14 protein-coding genes are annotated in these 14,935 nt (G+C 38.5%); 4 read left to right on the top strand and 10 right to left on the bottom strand.

The genetic code is table 11. From position 1 onward, the window contains the following. Positions 1-94: 94 nt before the first annotated feature. From ZA05_RS14290 to tgt, 4 genes are all read right to left on the bottom strand, one after another. The gene (locus ZA05_RS14290) at positions 95-1,048 is read right to left on the bottom strand and encodes an acetyl-CoA carboxylase carboxyltransferase subunit alpha (RefSeq protein WP_053992357.1); all 954 of its coding nucleotides are present in this window, start codon (positions 1,046-1,048) and stop codon (positions 95-97) included. A gap of 153 nt (positions 1,049-1,201) precedes the next feature. Further along, positions 1,202-2,095 carry a DMT family transporter gene (locus tag ZA05_RS14285; RefSeq protein ID WP_053992356.1) on the bottom strand — a complete coding sequence of 298 codons (894 nt, stop codon included), beginning with the start codon at positions 2,093-2,095 and terminating at the stop codon, positions 1,202-1,204. Further along, positions 2,082-3,158 carry an LptF/LptG family permease gene (locus tag ZA05_RS14280; protein WP_053992355.1) on the bottom strand — a complete coding sequence of 359 codons (1,077 nt, stop codon included), beginning with the start codon at positions 3,156-3,158 and terminating at the stop codon, positions 2,082-2,084. The genes ZA05_RS14285 and ZA05_RS14280 overlap by 14 nt, the downstream gene beginning before the upstream one ends. A gap of 4 nt (positions 3,159-3,162) precedes the next feature. Beyond that, positions 3,163-4,293 carry a tRNA guanosine(34) transglycosylase Tgt gene (gene tgt / locus ZA05_RS14275; RefSeq protein ID WP_053992354.1) on the bottom strand — a complete coding sequence of 377 codons (1,131 nt, stop codon included), beginning with the start codon at positions 4,291-4,293 and terminating at the stop codon, positions 3,163-3,165. Between the two features lie 253 nt (positions 4,294-4,546). Between tgt and ZA05_RS14270 the strand changes: the two genes are divergently transcribed. Genes ZA05_RS14270 through ZA05_RS14260 form a run of 3 tightly spaced genes read left to right on the top strand, consistent with a single transcriptional unit; the run spans position 4,547 to position 7,056 of the window. Then, positions 4,547-5,392, top strand: coding sequence for a transketolase (locus tag ZA05_RS14270; RefSeq protein ID WP_053992353.1), 846 nt, complete (start codon positions 4,547-4,549; stop codon positions 5,390-5,392). Positions 5,393-5,409: 17 nt separating this feature from the next. After that, on the top strand, positions 5,410-6,363 hold the full coding sequence (locus ZA05_RS14265; RefSeq protein WP_053992352.1) for a transketolase family protein: 954 nt from the start codon (positions 5,410-5,412) through the stop codon (positions 6,361-6,363). A 54-nt stretch (positions 6,364-6,417) separates the two neighbouring features. Further along, the gene (locus tag ZA05_RS14260) at positions 6,418-7,056 is read left to right on the top strand and encodes an outer membrane beta-barrel protein (protein ID WP_082333786.1); all 639 of its coding nucleotides are present in this window, start codon (positions 6,418-6,420) and stop codon (positions 7,054-7,056) included. Between the two features lie 71 nt (positions 7,057-7,127). Here the strand turns inward: ZA05_RS14260 and hisS are convergent, their stop codons facing one another. Then, on the bottom strand, positions 7,128-8,498 hold the full coding sequence (gene hisS, locus ZA05_RS14255) for a histidine--tRNA ligase (protein ID WP_053992351.1): 1,371 nt from the start codon (positions 8,496-8,498) through the stop codon (positions 7,128-7,130). Between the two features lie 131 nt (positions 8,499-8,629). Here hisS and ZA05_RS14250 point away from each other — a divergent pair, with 131 nt between their 5' ends. Next, entirely contained in the window at positions 8,630-9,871 is a 1,242-nt protein-coding gene (locus ZA05_RS14250; protein WP_053992350.1) for an ABC transporter permease, read from the top strand. A gap of 4 nt (positions 9,872-9,875) precedes the next feature. Here ZA05_RS14250 and ZA05_RS14245 read toward each other — a convergent pair whose 3' ends face one another. The 5 genes from ZA05_RS14245 to rpsF form a co-directional block, all read right to left on the bottom strand. Beyond that, positions 9,876-10,343 carry a DUF6495 family protein gene (locus ZA05_RS14245; RefSeq protein ID WP_053992349.1) on the bottom strand — a complete coding sequence of 156 codons (468 nt, stop codon included), beginning with the start codon at positions 10,341-10,343 and terminating at the stop codon, positions 9,876-9,878. Between the two features lie 73 nt (positions 10,344-10,416). Then, positions 10,417-13,572, bottom strand: a complete 3,156-nt coding sequence (locus ZA05_RS14240) for a TonB-dependent receptor domain-containing protein (RefSeq protein ID WP_053992348.1) — start codon at positions 13,570-13,572, stop codon at positions 10,417-10,419. Between the two features lie 237 nt (positions 13,573-13,809). After that, complete coding sequence (gene rplI / locus ZA05_RS14235; RefSeq protein ID WP_053992347.1) at positions 13,810-14,259, bottom strand: 50S ribosomal protein L9; 450 nt, start codon at positions 14,257-14,259, stop codon at positions 13,810-13,812. Between the two features lie 13 nt (positions 14,260-14,272). Further along, positions 14,273-14,569, bottom strand: coding sequence for a 30S ribosomal protein S18 (rpsR, locus tag ZA05_RS14230; protein ID WP_053975405.1), 297 nt, complete (start codon positions 14,567-14,569; stop codon positions 14,273-14,275). A gap of 3 nt (positions 14,570-14,572) precedes the next feature. Further along, positions 14,573-14,911 carry a 30S ribosomal protein S6 gene (gene rpsF, locus ZA05_RS14225; protein ID WP_053992346.1) on the bottom strand — a complete coding sequence of 113 codons (339 nt, stop codon included), beginning with the start codon at positions 14,909-14,911 and terminating at the stop codon, positions 14,573-14,575. Positions 14,912-14,935 lie beyond the last annotated feature (24 nt).

Genomic DNA, 14,935 nt, shown 5'->3' with positions numbered 1-14,935 from the left:
TAACTGTTAATAAGTTAAAAAAATTGTTAATAGTGCCAAAAAAAACTGAAGCAACCTACTTCAGTTTCTCTTTATATTATTGTAAATGAATATTTTAGCCTTTAAACACCCCCATGTTGATGTACTTATCCATACGCTCATTTACCAAGTCTTTTGGTGATAAGTTTTTGAGCACATCATAATTTTTCTCAATGGCATTTTTAACAGCTAAAAAAGTCGCCTCACGATCTGTATGGGCTCCTCCTAGAGGTTCCTTAACGATATCATCTACCAATTTCAATTTCTTCATATCGGGTGCGGTTAGCTTCAAGGCTTCGGCCGCTTGTTCTTTGTATTCCCAGCTTCTCCATAAAATAGAAGAACAAGATTCTGGAGAAATAACCGAATACCAAGTGTTTTCCAACATCAATACACGGTCACCTACACCAATACCCAAAGCACCTCCTGAGGCACCTTCACCAATAATTACAGTGATGATTGGCACTTGCAGTCTGGTCATTTCTAAAATGTTTCTAGCAATGGCTTCACCTTGTCCGCGCTCTTCAGCTTCCAAACCTGGATAGGCTCCTGGAGTATCTACAAAAGTCACTACTGGAATACCGAATTTCTCTGCAGATTTCATTAAGCGCAAAGCTTTACGGTACCCTTCTGGATTAGACATACCAAAATTACGGTACTGTCTAGTTTTGGTATTGTACCCCTTTTGCTGCCCAACAAACATATAGGTTTGATCACCAATTTTACCCAAACCACCAATCATGGCTTTATCATCCTTAACATTTCTGTCCCCATGAAGTTCCAAAAATGTATCACCACAAAGGGCTTTGATATAATCCAAGGTATATGGTCTGTCCGGATGACGGGACAACTGTACACGTTGCCATGGCGTCAAGTTCTTATAGATATCTTTTTTTGTCTCTAGTAATTTCTTTTCAATCTTCTTACAGGTCTCACTAACATCGACTTCGCTCTCCTCTCCTATAAGTTGACATTTCTGCAGTTGGTCTTGAAGTTCTTTAATTGGAAGTTCAAATTCTAAATATTCCATTGAAACTTAAGTTTAATTTTAGTTAGCCTACAAACCTACATAATTTTTCGTTTTTAACTCATGAAAAAATACGAAATGTAGGTTCCTGTCTTATGACGGGACAAAATTAAATATATTGGTGAAGAATAGAAAAACTTTAACGGGTTTTACCAATTAATTAGCGTTTCCTTTTTTTGCCTTCCACTGTTTTAAAATGGCCTCCAAAACCAAGGTTCCCAAAACCAATACAACCCCATAATAGAAATGGATGCCCATGATTTCTGTCTCAGGAAATAACAACACTGCCAAAACAATACCATAAACAGGTTCTAAATTGTAGGACAGAATTACGGTATAAGGACTGATATACTTCATCACTTTTACTGCACCTATAAAGGCATATGCGGTACAAATAGATCCTAGAATAAATAGGTATAATAAATCCATCCATGAAATCTGAAAGAATTCTGCATTAAAACCACCTTTAAACAACATAAACACACTTAAAAACAAAACACCGCTTAGCAATTCATAAAACGAAATAATGGTTGCATTATACTGTTTGATAAAGGCACCGTTTAGCACCGAAAAAAGAGTAGACAATAAAGCCGAAACAACTCCCAATATCATCCCATTAATATAATGTAGCTCGCCCCTTGATATTAAAAACACACCTAGAATGACAATCAGCCCAAAGACTATTTCATACCACACAATACGGCGCTTATGGATTAATGGTTCTACGAATGAAGCGAAAAAAGCCCCCGTTGAAAACATGGCCAAGGTAATAGACACGTTGGATTGGTTGATGGCCTCAAAAAAGGTGATCCAATGTAAGGCGATAAGAATTCCAGCTAATATAAACTTAGATATGGTTTTGGCACTAAGGCCCATATCCAGCTTTCTGTACTTGATATACCCAAACACCAAAACACTGGCAATAAGCATTCGATACCATACCAAATCCATTGCTCCAACAGAGATTAGCTCTCCTAGAATTGCAGTGAACCCTGCAATAAAAACCAAAAAGTGTAACTGCAGATAGTGTTTTAGCTTAGCGTTTGGCATTGTATAGAAGGTATAGTGCTAATATACCAAAGATTACATTTGGAAACCAGACGGCTACCAACGGAGGAAAGTCTGACTGCTCTGCCATCACCCCAAATACCTTATCAAAAAACACATAAACCATGGCTATGGAAATTCCAAAGGCCAAGTTAACTCCCATACCTCCCCTTCGTTTTATAGAAGACACGGCCACAGCTATAATAGTAAGAATGTAAACGGACACAGGTAAGCTCCATTTCTTATACTTCACTACCTCATAACGCCCAATATTGGAAGACCCTCTCTTTTTCTCTTTTTGAATGAATCTGTTCAGTTCACCATATAATAAGGTCTCCGCCATGTAATTGGCTGGAGTAAGATCGTCCAAATCAAACTTAAAAAGCGTATCGTACCTTCTTATACTTTCCAAGACTTCATCATTCTCATCATAAGTGCGTTTCAGGAAATTGGTAAGTTTATAGGTACTGTCTTTATCCACATAAGTGATGTTATCTGCAAAAATCTTATATTCCAACTTGTTACCGTCGTAATGTTCCAAGGTGAATTTATTCCCTCGTTTCATTTTTGGGTCAAAACGACTTACGTAGATAATATCATGGTCATTGATCTGTCGGTAGATATCCTGTGTTTCAATAACATTGCTGTTCTTCTTCAAATACTTATATCGAAACTCATTATACCCTTTACTTGCCAAAGGCGCCAAGTACAACCCGAGCAATAATGCAAAACCGGCTACGATGGTTCCACCAATCATATAAGGTCTCAAAAACCTTGAAAAGGACACCCCTGAACTTAAAAATGCAATGATTTCCGTGTTATTGGCCAATTTGGAAGTAAACCATATCACGGATAAAAACAAGAACAAAGGGAACAACAGATTCGCGAAATAAATAGTAAAATCCAGATAGTACTGTGCCACGGCAGGAAACGGTACTTCGTTCTCTAAAATCTTTCCGATTTTTTCTGCTAAGTTTACTGTAATTCCAATAGGGATAAACAGCAACAGCATCATTAAAAATGTAAACAAATACCGTTTAAGTATGTACCAATCCAGTATTTTCATAGGCTTATAAACGCTTGTCCATTTGTTTAACCATCATATCTTTCCAGGTTCTGAAATCTCCCGCTAATATATGTTTTCTTGCTTCTCTAACCAACCATAAATAAAACCCGAGATTATGGATTGTGGCAATTTGTTTTCCTAAGAGCTCATTTACAGAGAACAAGTGTCGTAAATAGGCTTTGCTATATTCAGTATCTACAAACGTGATACCCATTTCGTCAATTGGTGAAAAGTCATCTTCCCATTTTTTGTTTTTAATGTTGATGGTTCCGTGGGCCGTAAACAGCATACCGTTACGGGCGTTTCTCGTTGGCATTACGCAATCGAACATGTCAATACCTAACGCAATATTTTCCAAAATATTGATAGGCGTCCCAACTCCCATTAAATAACGAGGTTTATCCTCCGGCAAAATGGCCGTTACAACATCGGTCATAGCATACATTTCCTCTGCCGGTTCTCCCACAGATAGGCCTCCAATTGCATTTCCAACAGCGCCTGCATTGGCAATATATTCAGCAGATTGCTTTCTTAGATCTTTATAGGTACTCCCCTGAACAATTGGGAAAAACGCCTGACTGTAATCGTATTTAAACGGTACTTTATCCAAATGATTGATACATCTTTCCAACCAACGGTGGGTCATGTGCATGGAACGTTTGGCGTAGTTATAATCGCATGGGTACGGTGTACATTCATCAAAAGCCATGATGATATCTGCCCCAATACTTCTTTGGATTTCCATCACATTTTCAGGAGTAAAGGTGTGATAACTTCCATCAATATGCGACTTGAACTTTACCCCTTCTTCCTTGATTTTTCTATTCCCAGAAAGCGAATAAACTTGATACCCTCCAGAATCGGTCAAGATGTTTCTATCCCAATTCATGAACTTGTGCAGTCCACCAGCCTTTTCCAAAATAGTGGTTTGCGGGCGTAAATATAGGTGATAGGTATTTCCAAGAATAATATCTGGGTTGATATCGTCTTTCAATTCACGTTGGTGTACCCCTTTTACAGAAGCCACAGTTCCCACAGGCATAAAAATGGGAGTTTCAATGGTGCCGTGATCGGTGGTAATTACCCCTGCCCTTGCACTACTTTGAGGGTCTTTCGCTTTTAAGTCAAATTTCATCCGTTCTGCGTATAATTTTTATCAAGCCCAAAAATCTTTTGCAATTCCTTAAAAAGAATCCTTAACTATCAAGTTTACAAGGCTTAAAAAACGTGTCGATCGGCAAAGATAATTAACTAAACACGATCTCTCTTGATATTTAAAAATAAACTTTAAAAACTATGTTGAAAATGAGCCTAAAATACCTCTGTATTCGTTTTGTTTACCCCCCATAAAGCCTTATTTTAGCGGCTTTAAAAAATACGTTTTAAAGATGCCAAACACACAACAATTAGAAGACTTAGTAATTCAAGTGCGTAGAGATATTCTGCGTATGGTACACAAGGTAAACTCAGGCCACCCTGGGGGGTCTTTGGGATGCACCGAATTTATGGTAGCACTGTACAATGAGATCATGGATCGAAAGGAAGGTTTTGACATGGACGGAATAGGCGAAGACCTTTTCTTCTTGTCCAACGGACACATTTCTCCTGTATTTTACAGTGTATTAGCTAGAGCTGGATACTTTCCAGTAGAAGAATTAAACACATTCCGATTAATTGATTCCCGCTTACAGGGACACCCAACTACACACGAAGGGTTACCAGGCGTAAGAATTGCTTCTGGATCGTTGGGGCAAGGTATGTCTGTAGCACTTGGTGCTGCACAGGCAAAAAAATTGAATAACGACGCTCACTTGGTGTACAGCTTGCACGGAGATGGTGAGCTTCAAGAAGGTCAAAACTGGGAAGCGATTATGTATGCGGCTGCTAAAAAAGTAGACAACATTATTGCAACCGTAGATTTGAACGGCCAACAAATTGACGGCGCAACAGACGAAGTATTGCCAATGGGTAATATCCGTGAAAAGTTTGAAGCATTTGGTTGGACTGTTGTTGAAATTGAAGAAGGAAACAACGTGGAAGCCATCATTAAAGGAATGGCCGAAGCCAAATCAAAAACAGGTCAAGGAAAACCAGTTTGTGTTTTATTAAAAACCATTATGGGTAATGGGGTTGACTTTATGATGTACACTCACGAATGGCATGGTAAAGCTCCAAACGATGATCAATTGGAGAATGGATTAAGCCAAAACCCAGAAACCTTAGGAGATTACTAATAACAACGCAACACACAATGAAAACATATACATATACAGAAAAGAAAGATACAAGAAGTGGTTTTGGAGCTGGTTTGGCTGAATTGGGACGTACCAATCCTGATGTTGTAGCACTATGTGCCGATTTGACCCCTTCCTTAAAAATGGGAGAGTTCATCAAAGAAAATCCAGAGCGTTTTTTCCAAATAGGAATTGCTGAAGCCAACATGATGGGAATTGCTGCTGGTTTCACTATTGGAGGTAAAATTCCTTTCACTGGAACTTTTGCCAACTTCTCAACAGGTCGCGTTTATGACCAAATACGTCAGTCTATCGCCTATTCAGGTAAAAACGTAAAAATCTGTGCTTCTCACGCCGGTTTAACGTTAGGTGAAGATGGTGCAACCCACCAAATCCTTGAAGATATAGGATTGATGAAAATGCTTCCTGGAATGACGGTTATCAACCCATGTGATTTCAACCAGACTAAAGCTGCTACCATCGCTATCGCAGAACACGACGGACCAGTTTACTTACGTTTCGGACGTCCATCTGTGCCAATCTTTACACCTGCCGATCAAAAATTTGAAATCGGAAAAGCAATCCAATTAACCGAAGGAACTGATGTTACCATTGTAGCAACAGGACACTTGGTATGGGAAGCTTTGGAAGCTTCTAAAGCTTTGTTCGAAAAAGGTATCACAGCAGAGGTTATCAACATCCACACCATCAAACCGTTGGATGAGCAAGCTATTTTGGATTCTGTTGCCAAAACAGGTTGTATTGTAACAGCTGAAGAGCATAACTACCTTGGTGGTCTTGGAGAAAGTGTTGCGAGAGTCTTGGCAACCCACAACCCAACACCTCAAGAATTTGTAGCTACTCAAGATACTTTTGGTGAATCTGGAACGCCAGCACAATTGATGGACAAGTACGGATTGAACGCCGAAGCTATCGTGAAGGCTGCCCAAACTGTAATGAAAAGAAAATAATAAATGTTTCATGACGTTTTAGAGGGTATAACCCAAATCTAAAACAGAGTATTTATGAAAACGTTACAGAAGCTTTTCAAATTAAAAAAGAGGAATTACGGCAAAGCCTTTGGCCTATTGTGTGCCATCCTTCTTACAACAGCCCTAAACCATAAAGCCCAAGCACAGGACTTGATTGGCTACGGACTGAAAGGAGGATTGAATTACAGTACCAATGGCGAATATTTTGAAGCGGCTTCGGTGAGTTACAAAACTCCCGATAGAAATATCGGGTTCCATTTTGGGCTCTTCGGAAAATTAGGTGGTCGTTTGTATTTTAGACCGGAATTGGTGTATACCAATACCAAAAGTGAATACGACAACGACGACCTTAAAGTTCAAAAATTGGATGCCCCAATGCTTTTAGGATTTAGAGTTGTTGGTCCTTTGCACGTTTTTGCAGGGCCGTCTTTTCAATATATTTTAAAGACTGAATTTGGCGACAATACTATTGACCAAATTGACAACGATTTTACCACAGGACTAAATGTTGGTTTTGGCGTAACAATTGATAAGTTGAGTATTGATTTAAGGTATGAAAGAGGTTTCAATTCCAACGAAGCCCAATTTTTAAACAATGACCTTAGTATTTTACAGGACCGTATCGATACACGCCCAGACCAATTTATTTTAAGCTTGGCATTGTTCATCTAATTTGTCGTAAACACATCAACATAAAAAAAGCCCCGAGATTCCTCGGGGCTTTTTATTTTATAATAGTTTGGTTATTTTAGTCTTCCAACCAATTCTTCTAGGAAAATAGTTTGCTGTTCACCCGTAGCCATGTCTTTTAAGGTATAGGTTTTAGAGTTCAATTCAGACTCCCCTACCATCACTACAAATGGCACTTCACGTTTGTTGGCAAAGTTCATTTGCTTTTTCATTTTAGCGGTATCTGGATACATTTCGGCAGCGACCCCCTGCTTACGGAGCTCCTTTATAGCCTTTAGACAGGCCAAACCTTCCGCTTCTCCAAAATTGATAAACAAGACTTTTATATTTTCAGTAATGGTAGGAGGGAATAAATCCAACTCTTCCAAAACCAAATAGATTCTGTCCAATCCAAAACTAATTCCAACACCACTCACATCCTTCAACCCAAAAATTCCGGTTAGGTCGTCATAACGGCCTCCACCACCAATGGATCCCATAGCTACGCCTTTTGGCGCAGACACTTCAAAAATAGCACCTGTATAGTAGTTCAAACCTCTAGCCAAGGTCACGTCCAATTGTAATTTCGCAGTTTGTAATCCTAATTCGGTAATGGCATTGTCAATGAACTGTAATTCTTCGATACCTTTTTTACCTTCTTCCGAAGTATTTAAGATCTCACCTAGCACAGCAACCTGCTCTTCAAAAGTTCCAGAAAGTGAAAACAACGGTTGCAATTTATCGATACCTTCCTGAGGAATCCCTTTACCCAACATTTCTTCCTTCACCTTCTCTTCTCCTATTTTATCAAGCTTATCCAAGGCTACGGTGAAATCGATCAATTTATCATGAGCACCAATCACTTCGGCAATACCCGACAATATTTTACGGTTGTTGATTTTGATGGTAACGCCTTTCAACCTCAAAGCAGTAAATACCGCATCGTACAGTTGCACAAACTCCACTTCCTGCCATAGGGATTTAGATCCCACCACATCGGCATCACATTGGTAAAATTCTCTAAATCGTCCTTTCTGAGGTCTATCGGCTCTCCAAACCGGTTGGATTTGGTAACGCTTAAACGGAAATTCAATTTCGTTTTGGTGCTGTACCACATATCTGGCAAATGGCACTGTTAAATCATAGCGTAGGGCTTTTTCTGAAATTTTAGAGGTAAGTTTTTGAGCATCCTTTTCAGCATATATCTCATCATTTACCTTTCCTAAAAAATCACCAGAATTCAAAATCTTAAAAATAAGGCGGTCCCCTTCATCTCCATATTTTCCCATTAAGGTTTCAGAATTCTCAAAACTTGGCGTTTCTATAGGTTGGAACCCGAAGGTTTCAAATTTCGCTTTAATCGTATTGAAAATATAATTTCGTTTTGCCACCTCCATGGGGCCAAAATCTCTCGTACCTTTTGGTATTCCTGGTTTTTTTGCCATATCTAACGTTATTGAACCACAAAAATATTATAATTTTTACTGGCAGTCATAAGTTATTTCGATTTTATAGTAACTTTATTGGGTATTTAAAGTCTTATAGAAAAAGACACCAATTATAGAATTCCTTTTGAATGTTTTCACTGGCCAAAGAAAATTTTAGAATCGCCCTAGACTCTGTAAAAAGTCAGGTATTACGAACTGTTTTAACCGTTTTAATCATTGCCATAGGCATTACTGCCTTGGTTGGTATTTTAAGTGCGGTGTCCAATTTGGAAAACACCATTTCAAGCGACTTTTCCTCTATGGGGGCCAACACCTTCAATATTCAGCGTTATGAATTTTCAGGACAACGCCATAGTAGACGGGAACGCCAAAAGATCAATCCAATAATTAGTTATCGCAACGCCAAGGATTTTGAGGACCAATACAACTTCCCGTACACCAAAACCTCCATTTCGTTTTATGGCACATCAGCGGCCGAGGTAAAATATGAAAATCAAAAAACAGATCCTGAGGTCGCAGTGATTGGTGCAAATGAACATTTTATCCAAAATTCAGGACTGGAAATCGAGGACGGAAGGGATTTTAACTTTTTCGATATTGAAAACAACAATAGTGTTTGTGTGATAGGAAGTGACCTTAAAAAAGCTTTGTTGGACAATGTCAATCCCATAAACCAAACCTTGAATGTACGTGGCGCAAAATTTAAGGTCATTGGCGTTTTGAAGTCCAAAGGCTCTACTTTTGGAAACAACCAAGACCTTAGAATGATCATTCCGCTTCAAAAAGCGAGAAGCATGTTTACCAGTGCCTACATCAATTACAATATCAGTGTAAAATCAGACAAAAAGGATATGTTTGAGGGTGCACAAGACGAAGCCATTATTACCTTCAGAAACATTAGAGGCCTCAATCCTGTTGAAGTTGCCAACTTTGCCATAGAGCGCAGTGATGACTTATTGAACCGAATTGGTTCTATGACCACTTACCTATATTTGGCAGCTTGGATTATTAGCATTATTACCATCATTGGTTCGTCCATAGCCCTGATGAACATATTGTTTGTTTCGGTTACAGAACGTACTCGTGAAATTGGAGTCCGTAAAGCTTTAGGTGCAAAACGGAAAACTATAGCCTTTCAATTTTTTATGGAAGCCATCCTCATTGGACAAATGGGAGGCATTGTAGGCATCATTCTTGGCAGCCTTATTGGGTTTGCTGTCTCCAAAATGGCCGATTTTAAATTTGCCATTCCATGGCTGGCCATGTTCTCGGCTTTTACCATCGCCTTTATTGTGGCTATTGTGGCAGGATTACTTCCCGCCATCAAAGCCGCAAAATTAGATCCGATAGAATCTTTAAGATACGAGTAACTTACTAGTTGATAAGCTTATCAAAATATTGATAAAGTTCTCCTTTGGTAATCACTCCACCTTGTTGTATTAGTTTGAATTTGTCCAATGCCTTATCATCGGTATAATCCTTTTTGGCATTTAAAAACTCCACATCTTCGTCCATAAGGTTTTCACGCAACCAATTAAAGCCGTCTCGAGTGGTTAGATCTATCGCGTTTTTAAGTCTAATGGCAATTAGTTGCATATGCCCTTCCGTAAAATGGAAAAGGTGGATTTGCTGTGGAGAAATGTGCTCTAAATAGGCTACCTTCCCTAAAACACCTTCCCAAACCAAATCACTGAATACATCCAACTCCTGTTCTGCCACTTCAGGTTTGTTAGCCTTTATCTCTGCCCATTCTTCTGCAGTGATGGATTGTGTTGCTAAAAAATTGATAAACTCTTTATGCAATTCCTCAAATTGCTCTTTCGTCAATCGGCTGTATTTCATAGTTCTTTTTTAATTTTTCAAAAACAAAAGCGCTCCCATATTGGGAGCGCAAATTTAAGGATATTAATGCGTCTTAAAAAATGTATCGCAAACCAACTTGCAATTGCCATCTAGAAAGCAAGCTTGAATCATAACCAAAGGTTTTGGATAGATCTTCATTGAAAGTGTATGTTGGAAGATTGTTTGAATCTACCGTTACACCAATTGGCTGTACATTATTAGGTTGTTGAATAACACCCCAATCTGAATTCAATAAATTTCCGGCGTTCAATAAATCCAAACTAAGCTGGATTGTATTAAATCTTTCCTTGGCGACTTTAATTTTAAGATCTTGGAGAAATTTCATGTCCCAACGACTTCTCCAAGGAGCAAGAGCTCCATAACGTTCGGCATACTCACCTCTATGGCCATTTAAGTAGTCATCTTGCCTGATATAATCATTGAAGGCATCTGCTTGACCTGCTCCACTAAACTGCATTTGTTGAATCTCACTTTCTGTTGGAATATAAATAAGGTCGTTAACACTAGAGCCATCACCGTTAATATCCCCTCCATAGGTATAACTAAAACGACCTCCCTGGGCATACTCTATAAAAAATGACACTGTTGAAGACCAAATACCATCCTTTCCATAAGTCCATTTTTTACTTCCAACACCTACAAATCGATGGGTGTCCCCATATTTTGAATAGCCCAACCGATCATTGTTCACATTTCCCAACGATGGATTAAAAGCAAAAGCATCTCCCGTAATTTCGGCCTCAATAGAATTGACATCTTTTGAGTTCAGATAACTGTAGGCCAAACTTGTGTACAAACCATGGGAAAACGTTTTTTGCCCCTTCAGGACAAGGTTCCACACTCTACCCTTATCACTATTTGTAAAAACATAGGCATTATTAGTGCCTTTGTCATCCGGCAAATAAATGGATCTATTATCTACCCCCTGTAAAGTGCCTGTCGGATCTTTCAATCCCCAATTTTGAACCTGTGCTCCATTAATATCTTTTGTATAGGAAGCATCAAAGGTCAAAATAAAGCCCTTTTCAAATTTGTGATCTATACCCAAACTAGTCCTCCACACTTGTGGCCATTTAAAATCGGGGTCTGTAATTTGAAAAAAGCCTTGATCGGCACCGCTAACTTGGTTTCCTATCCATACAAAGGGAAATCTTCCCGTAAAAATCCCGGTTCCTCCCCTAACTTGTGTGATATTATCATTATTCACATCCCAATTCACTCCCAAACGTGGAGAAAACAACCATTGTTTTGATGGCAATTTCGTAGAGTTTAGAGTGACTTCCTCTCCAGTGTCAGGATCATAATAAATAGTACTAGGATCTACACTAGCGCCATTATCTATATCTATAAACTCCTGAATTTTATCGGAGGTGTCAAAGTACAAAGGCTTATCTGCCCTTAAGCCAATTGTAAGTTTAAAGTTATCGGCAATATTCCATTCATCCTGAACATAAAAAGCGAGTTGTCCAACATTTGTTTCCGACAACTTCCATCCGCCATCATTACCTTCCCCAGAAGCGTTTCTAGAATCAAATACACTTTGAGCATATGCAATATTTTGAGCGAGAACACCATTAGGATCGGCAGCATCGGCTAAAAATGTAGCGACATCTGGATACGGATTAAAAGTTCCATAATAGGCAGGAGCTCCAAAATTGTCGTAGGATGCAAGATTGAATGAATTATCAAACATAAACTTTTCAAATGAAGTGCCAATAGTAAACGTATGATCTCCCTTATAGAAGTTCATGTTATCGGTAAATTGAATCACCTTTTGATCCAATCTGTTATGAATAGAAAATGGTTCGTGCCCCCCGATTATATAATTTGAACCAGCCCCATCTTGAATGGTAATTACAGGGGCAGGAGAAGAAAAAGGATTTCTAAAATCGTTGAAATGCGTATACCCCATCTGCAATTTATTGGCCGTTACATCCGAAATTGTGGAATTCAACTCCACTTGAACGGATTGAATCTCATTGTTTATTTGGTATCCAGAATTCTGAAATTGTAACACAGAGGCACTAGGCCCTCTGAACCCTAATGCTGTAGGGTGCGCCGTATTGTCTTTTGACGCATCGAGGAAATTATATATTACCGCCAAGCGGTTGGCATCATTAATATTCCAATCAATTTTAAAAATTCCTTTAGTAGACTTCGTTTTGAAAACAAAACCTTCATATGCCCCAGGATTATAGCCTAAATTCAACAAGGCATTTTGAACATTTATTAAATCCTGCTCATCAACCCTAGACTCATTAACAGCACCTGTTCCACTATCCGGCAACCAACTTTGCCCCAAGTCTTCCCGATCGTCACTTTCAAAATTGGCAAAAAAGAACAGTTTATTTTTTATGATAGGACCTCCTAAACTTACCCCAATCTGACTCTGTCTTAATTTAGGTACAAATATGTCATCGCCCTTTACCTTACTTCCAGTCATATCCTGATTTCTGTAAAAACTGTAAACCGTACCGTAAAACTCGTTGGTCCCACTTTTGGTTACTGCATTTACAGAAGCCCCAGTAAATCCAGATTGTGTAACATCATAAGGCGCTGTAGACACTTGTATTTGATCTATAGCATCAAGTGAAATAGGTTGTGAATCTGTTTGCCCCCCAGGAGTGGCTGCATCCAATCCAAAAGGATTATTAAAAATTGCTCCATCCAATGAGAAATTATTGTACTGGTCGTTTCGTCCTCCAAAAGAGCCATTACTAGCGGTAGGTTCCAATCGCGTAAAATCTGCAGCGGATCTAGAAATTGTTGGCAGTCTTGTTAGTTCTCTTCTACCAACACTAGTTTCTGCTCCCGTACGATCACTCCCAAAGGTTCCAGCACCACCCGTTCCCTGTATAACCACAGTTTCGAGTTGGGCACTATCAATTTCCATAGTGACATCTATATTCTTGGTTATCCCCAACGAAAGGAAAACATCTTCGTAAACCTGTCCCTTGTACCCAACATAACTTATGGTAATAGTATACGGTCCGCCGACCCTAAGATTAAGCAGATTGAAACGGCCGTCAAAGTTCGTAGCTGCCCCATACTTAGTCCCTGTGGGATTATGTATAGCTACAACATTTGCTCCGGGAAGCGGCGTTAAATTTTCATCTAACACCAACCCTTTGATGTTTGAAGTCGTTACCTGCGCAACTGTTGCAAAACAGGCAAAAAGCATCAAAATTGAGAAAAAAGTAGTTTTCATTTCACTGTCTAATAATTAGTTAGTTTTGAATTAATGTAATTAAATATACACAAAAATCGCTACTTGCTTACAGCTCTATTGTATTTTACTCTACCAAACCTTCCAAAATTAATGGGAAAAATTCCTTAATTTTAAAATTGGAATCTTCAGTAATACCGAATAATTAAGGACCAAAAACAGCAAAAAAAAAGGCCTCAACATTTGTTGAGGCCTTTTTAATAAATATGATGTTGCGAATTATGCTTCAGCAATAACTTCAAATGGTAAATCAACAGTCACTTCACGGTGCAACCTTACAACTGCCTCGTATTTTCCTAATCTCTTAACAGAACCACCAATTACATTGATGAATTTCTTCTCGATAGTGTGACCTTCCTTCTGTAAAGCATCTGCCAAGTCCATGTTGGTTACAGAACCAAACAATTTATCTCCAGCACCAGCCTTAGAAGCAATCTTGATTTCCAAAGCTTTCAAAGCCTCAGCAATTTTAGTAGCCTCGTCAACAATTTTCTTTTCTTTAAATGCTCTTTGCTTTAAAGTCTCTGCCAATACTTTTTTAGCAGAAGCTGTAGCCATTACAGCAAACCCTTGAGGGATCAAAAAGTTTCTACCATAACCGTTCTTAACTGTTACAATATCGTCTTTAAATCCTAAATTTTCAACGTCTTGTCTTAATATAAGTTCCATAGTTATTGGTATTTTATTTTAATAAATCTGCTACATATGGCATCAACGCAAGGTGACGCGCTCTCTTTACAGCTACAGATACTTTTCTTTGGTATTTCAAAGAAGTTCCTGTTAAACGTCTTGGTAACAATTTACCTTGCTCGTTTACAAACTTCAATAAGAAATCTGGATCTTTGTAATCTACATACTTGATTCCAGACTTTTTAAAACGACAATATTTCTTCGTTTTGCTAGTATCGATGTTTAATGGAGTAAGATATCTAATCTCTCCATCTTTCTTTCCTTTTGCTTGTTGTTCAATTGAAGACATAATTTACGCTTTTTGTTTGTTTCTAGTTCTTCTCTTCTCAGCCCAAGCAATTGCATGCTTGTCTAATTTCACGGTTAAGTAACGCATAAAACGCTCATCACGTCTGAACTCCAATTCTAGTGGAGAAATAACCTCACCTTCTACGGTGTACTCAAACAAGTGATAGAAACCACTTTTTTTGTTTTGAATTGGGTAAGCCAATTTTTTAAGCCCCCAATCTTCCTTGGCTATCATCTTTGCCCCTCTAGAAACAAGAAAATCTTCGTATTTCTCTACTGTTTCCTTTACCTGAGTCTCAGATAAAACGGGATTTAAGATGAAAACAGTTTCATAATGATTCATATAAAAATGTATTTATAATTAAAA

It is taken from the genome of Mangrovimonas sp. TPBH4 (assembly GCF_001280505.1).
Taxonomy (GTDB): domain Bacteria; phylum Bacteroidota; class Bacteroidia; order Flavobacteriales; family Flavobacteriaceae; genus Mangrovimonas_A.
This window is presented reverse-complemented; position numbering and strand designations above follow the sequence as displayed.

What these genes read in the sequence shown, in the direction of transcription:
- ZA05_RS14290 (WP_053992357.1), bottom strand. Translation starts at nt 1,048, where the DNA reads ATGGAATATTTAGAATTTGAACTTCCAATTAAAGAACTTCAAGACCAA.
- ZA05_RS14285 (WP_053992356.1), bottom strand. Translation starts at nt 2,095, where the DNA reads ATGCCAAACGCTAAGCTAAAACACTATCTGCAGTTACACTTTTTGGTT.
- ZA05_RS14280 (WP_053992355.1), bottom strand. Translation starts at nt 3,158, where the DNA reads ATGAAAATACTGGATTGGTACATACTTAAACGGTATTTGTTTACATTT.
- tgt (WP_053992354.1), bottom strand. Translation starts at nt 4,293, where the DNA reads ATGAAATTTGACTTAAAAGCGAAAGACCCTCAAAGTAGTGCAAGGGCA.
- ZA05_RS14270 (WP_053992353.1), top strand. Translation starts at nt 4,547, where the DNA reads ATGCCAAACACACAACAATTAGAAGACTTAGTAATTCAAGTGCGTAGA.
- ZA05_RS14265 (WP_053992352.1), top strand. Translation starts at nt 5,410, where the DNA reads ATGAAAACATATACATATACAGAAAAGAAAGATACAAGAAGTGGTTTT.
- ZA05_RS14260 (WP_082333786.1), top strand. Translation starts at nt 6,418, where the DNA reads ATGAAAACGTTACAGAAGCTTTTCAAATTAAAAAAGAGGAATTACGGC.
- hisS (WP_053992351.1), bottom strand. Translation starts at nt 8,498, where the DNA reads ATGGCAAAAAAACCAGGAATACCAAAAGGTACGAGAGATTTTGGCCCC.
- ZA05_RS14250 (WP_053992350.1), top strand. Translation starts at nt 8,630, where the DNA reads ATGTTTTCACTGGCCAAAGAAAATTTTAGAATCGCCCTAGACTCTGTA.
- ZA05_RS14245 (WP_053992349.1), bottom strand. Translation starts at nt 10,343, where the DNA reads ATGAAATACAGCCGATTGACGAAAGAGCAATTTGAGGAATTGCATAAA.
- ZA05_RS14240 (WP_053992348.1), bottom strand. Translation starts at nt 13,572, where the DNA reads ATGAAAACTACTTTTTTCTCAATTTTGATGCTTTTTGCCTGTTTTGCA.
- rplI (WP_053992347.1), bottom strand. Translation starts at nt 14,259, where the DNA reads ATGGAACTTATATTAAGACAAGACGTTGAAAATTTAGGATTTAAAGAC.
- rpsR (WP_053975405.1), bottom strand. Translation starts at nt 14,569, where the DNA reads ATGTCTTCAATTGAACAACAAGCAAAAGGAAAGAAAGATGGAGAGATT.
- rpsF (WP_053992346.1), bottom strand. Translation starts at nt 14,911, where the DNA reads ATGAATCATTATGAAACTGTTTTCATCTTAAATCCCGTTTTATCTGAG.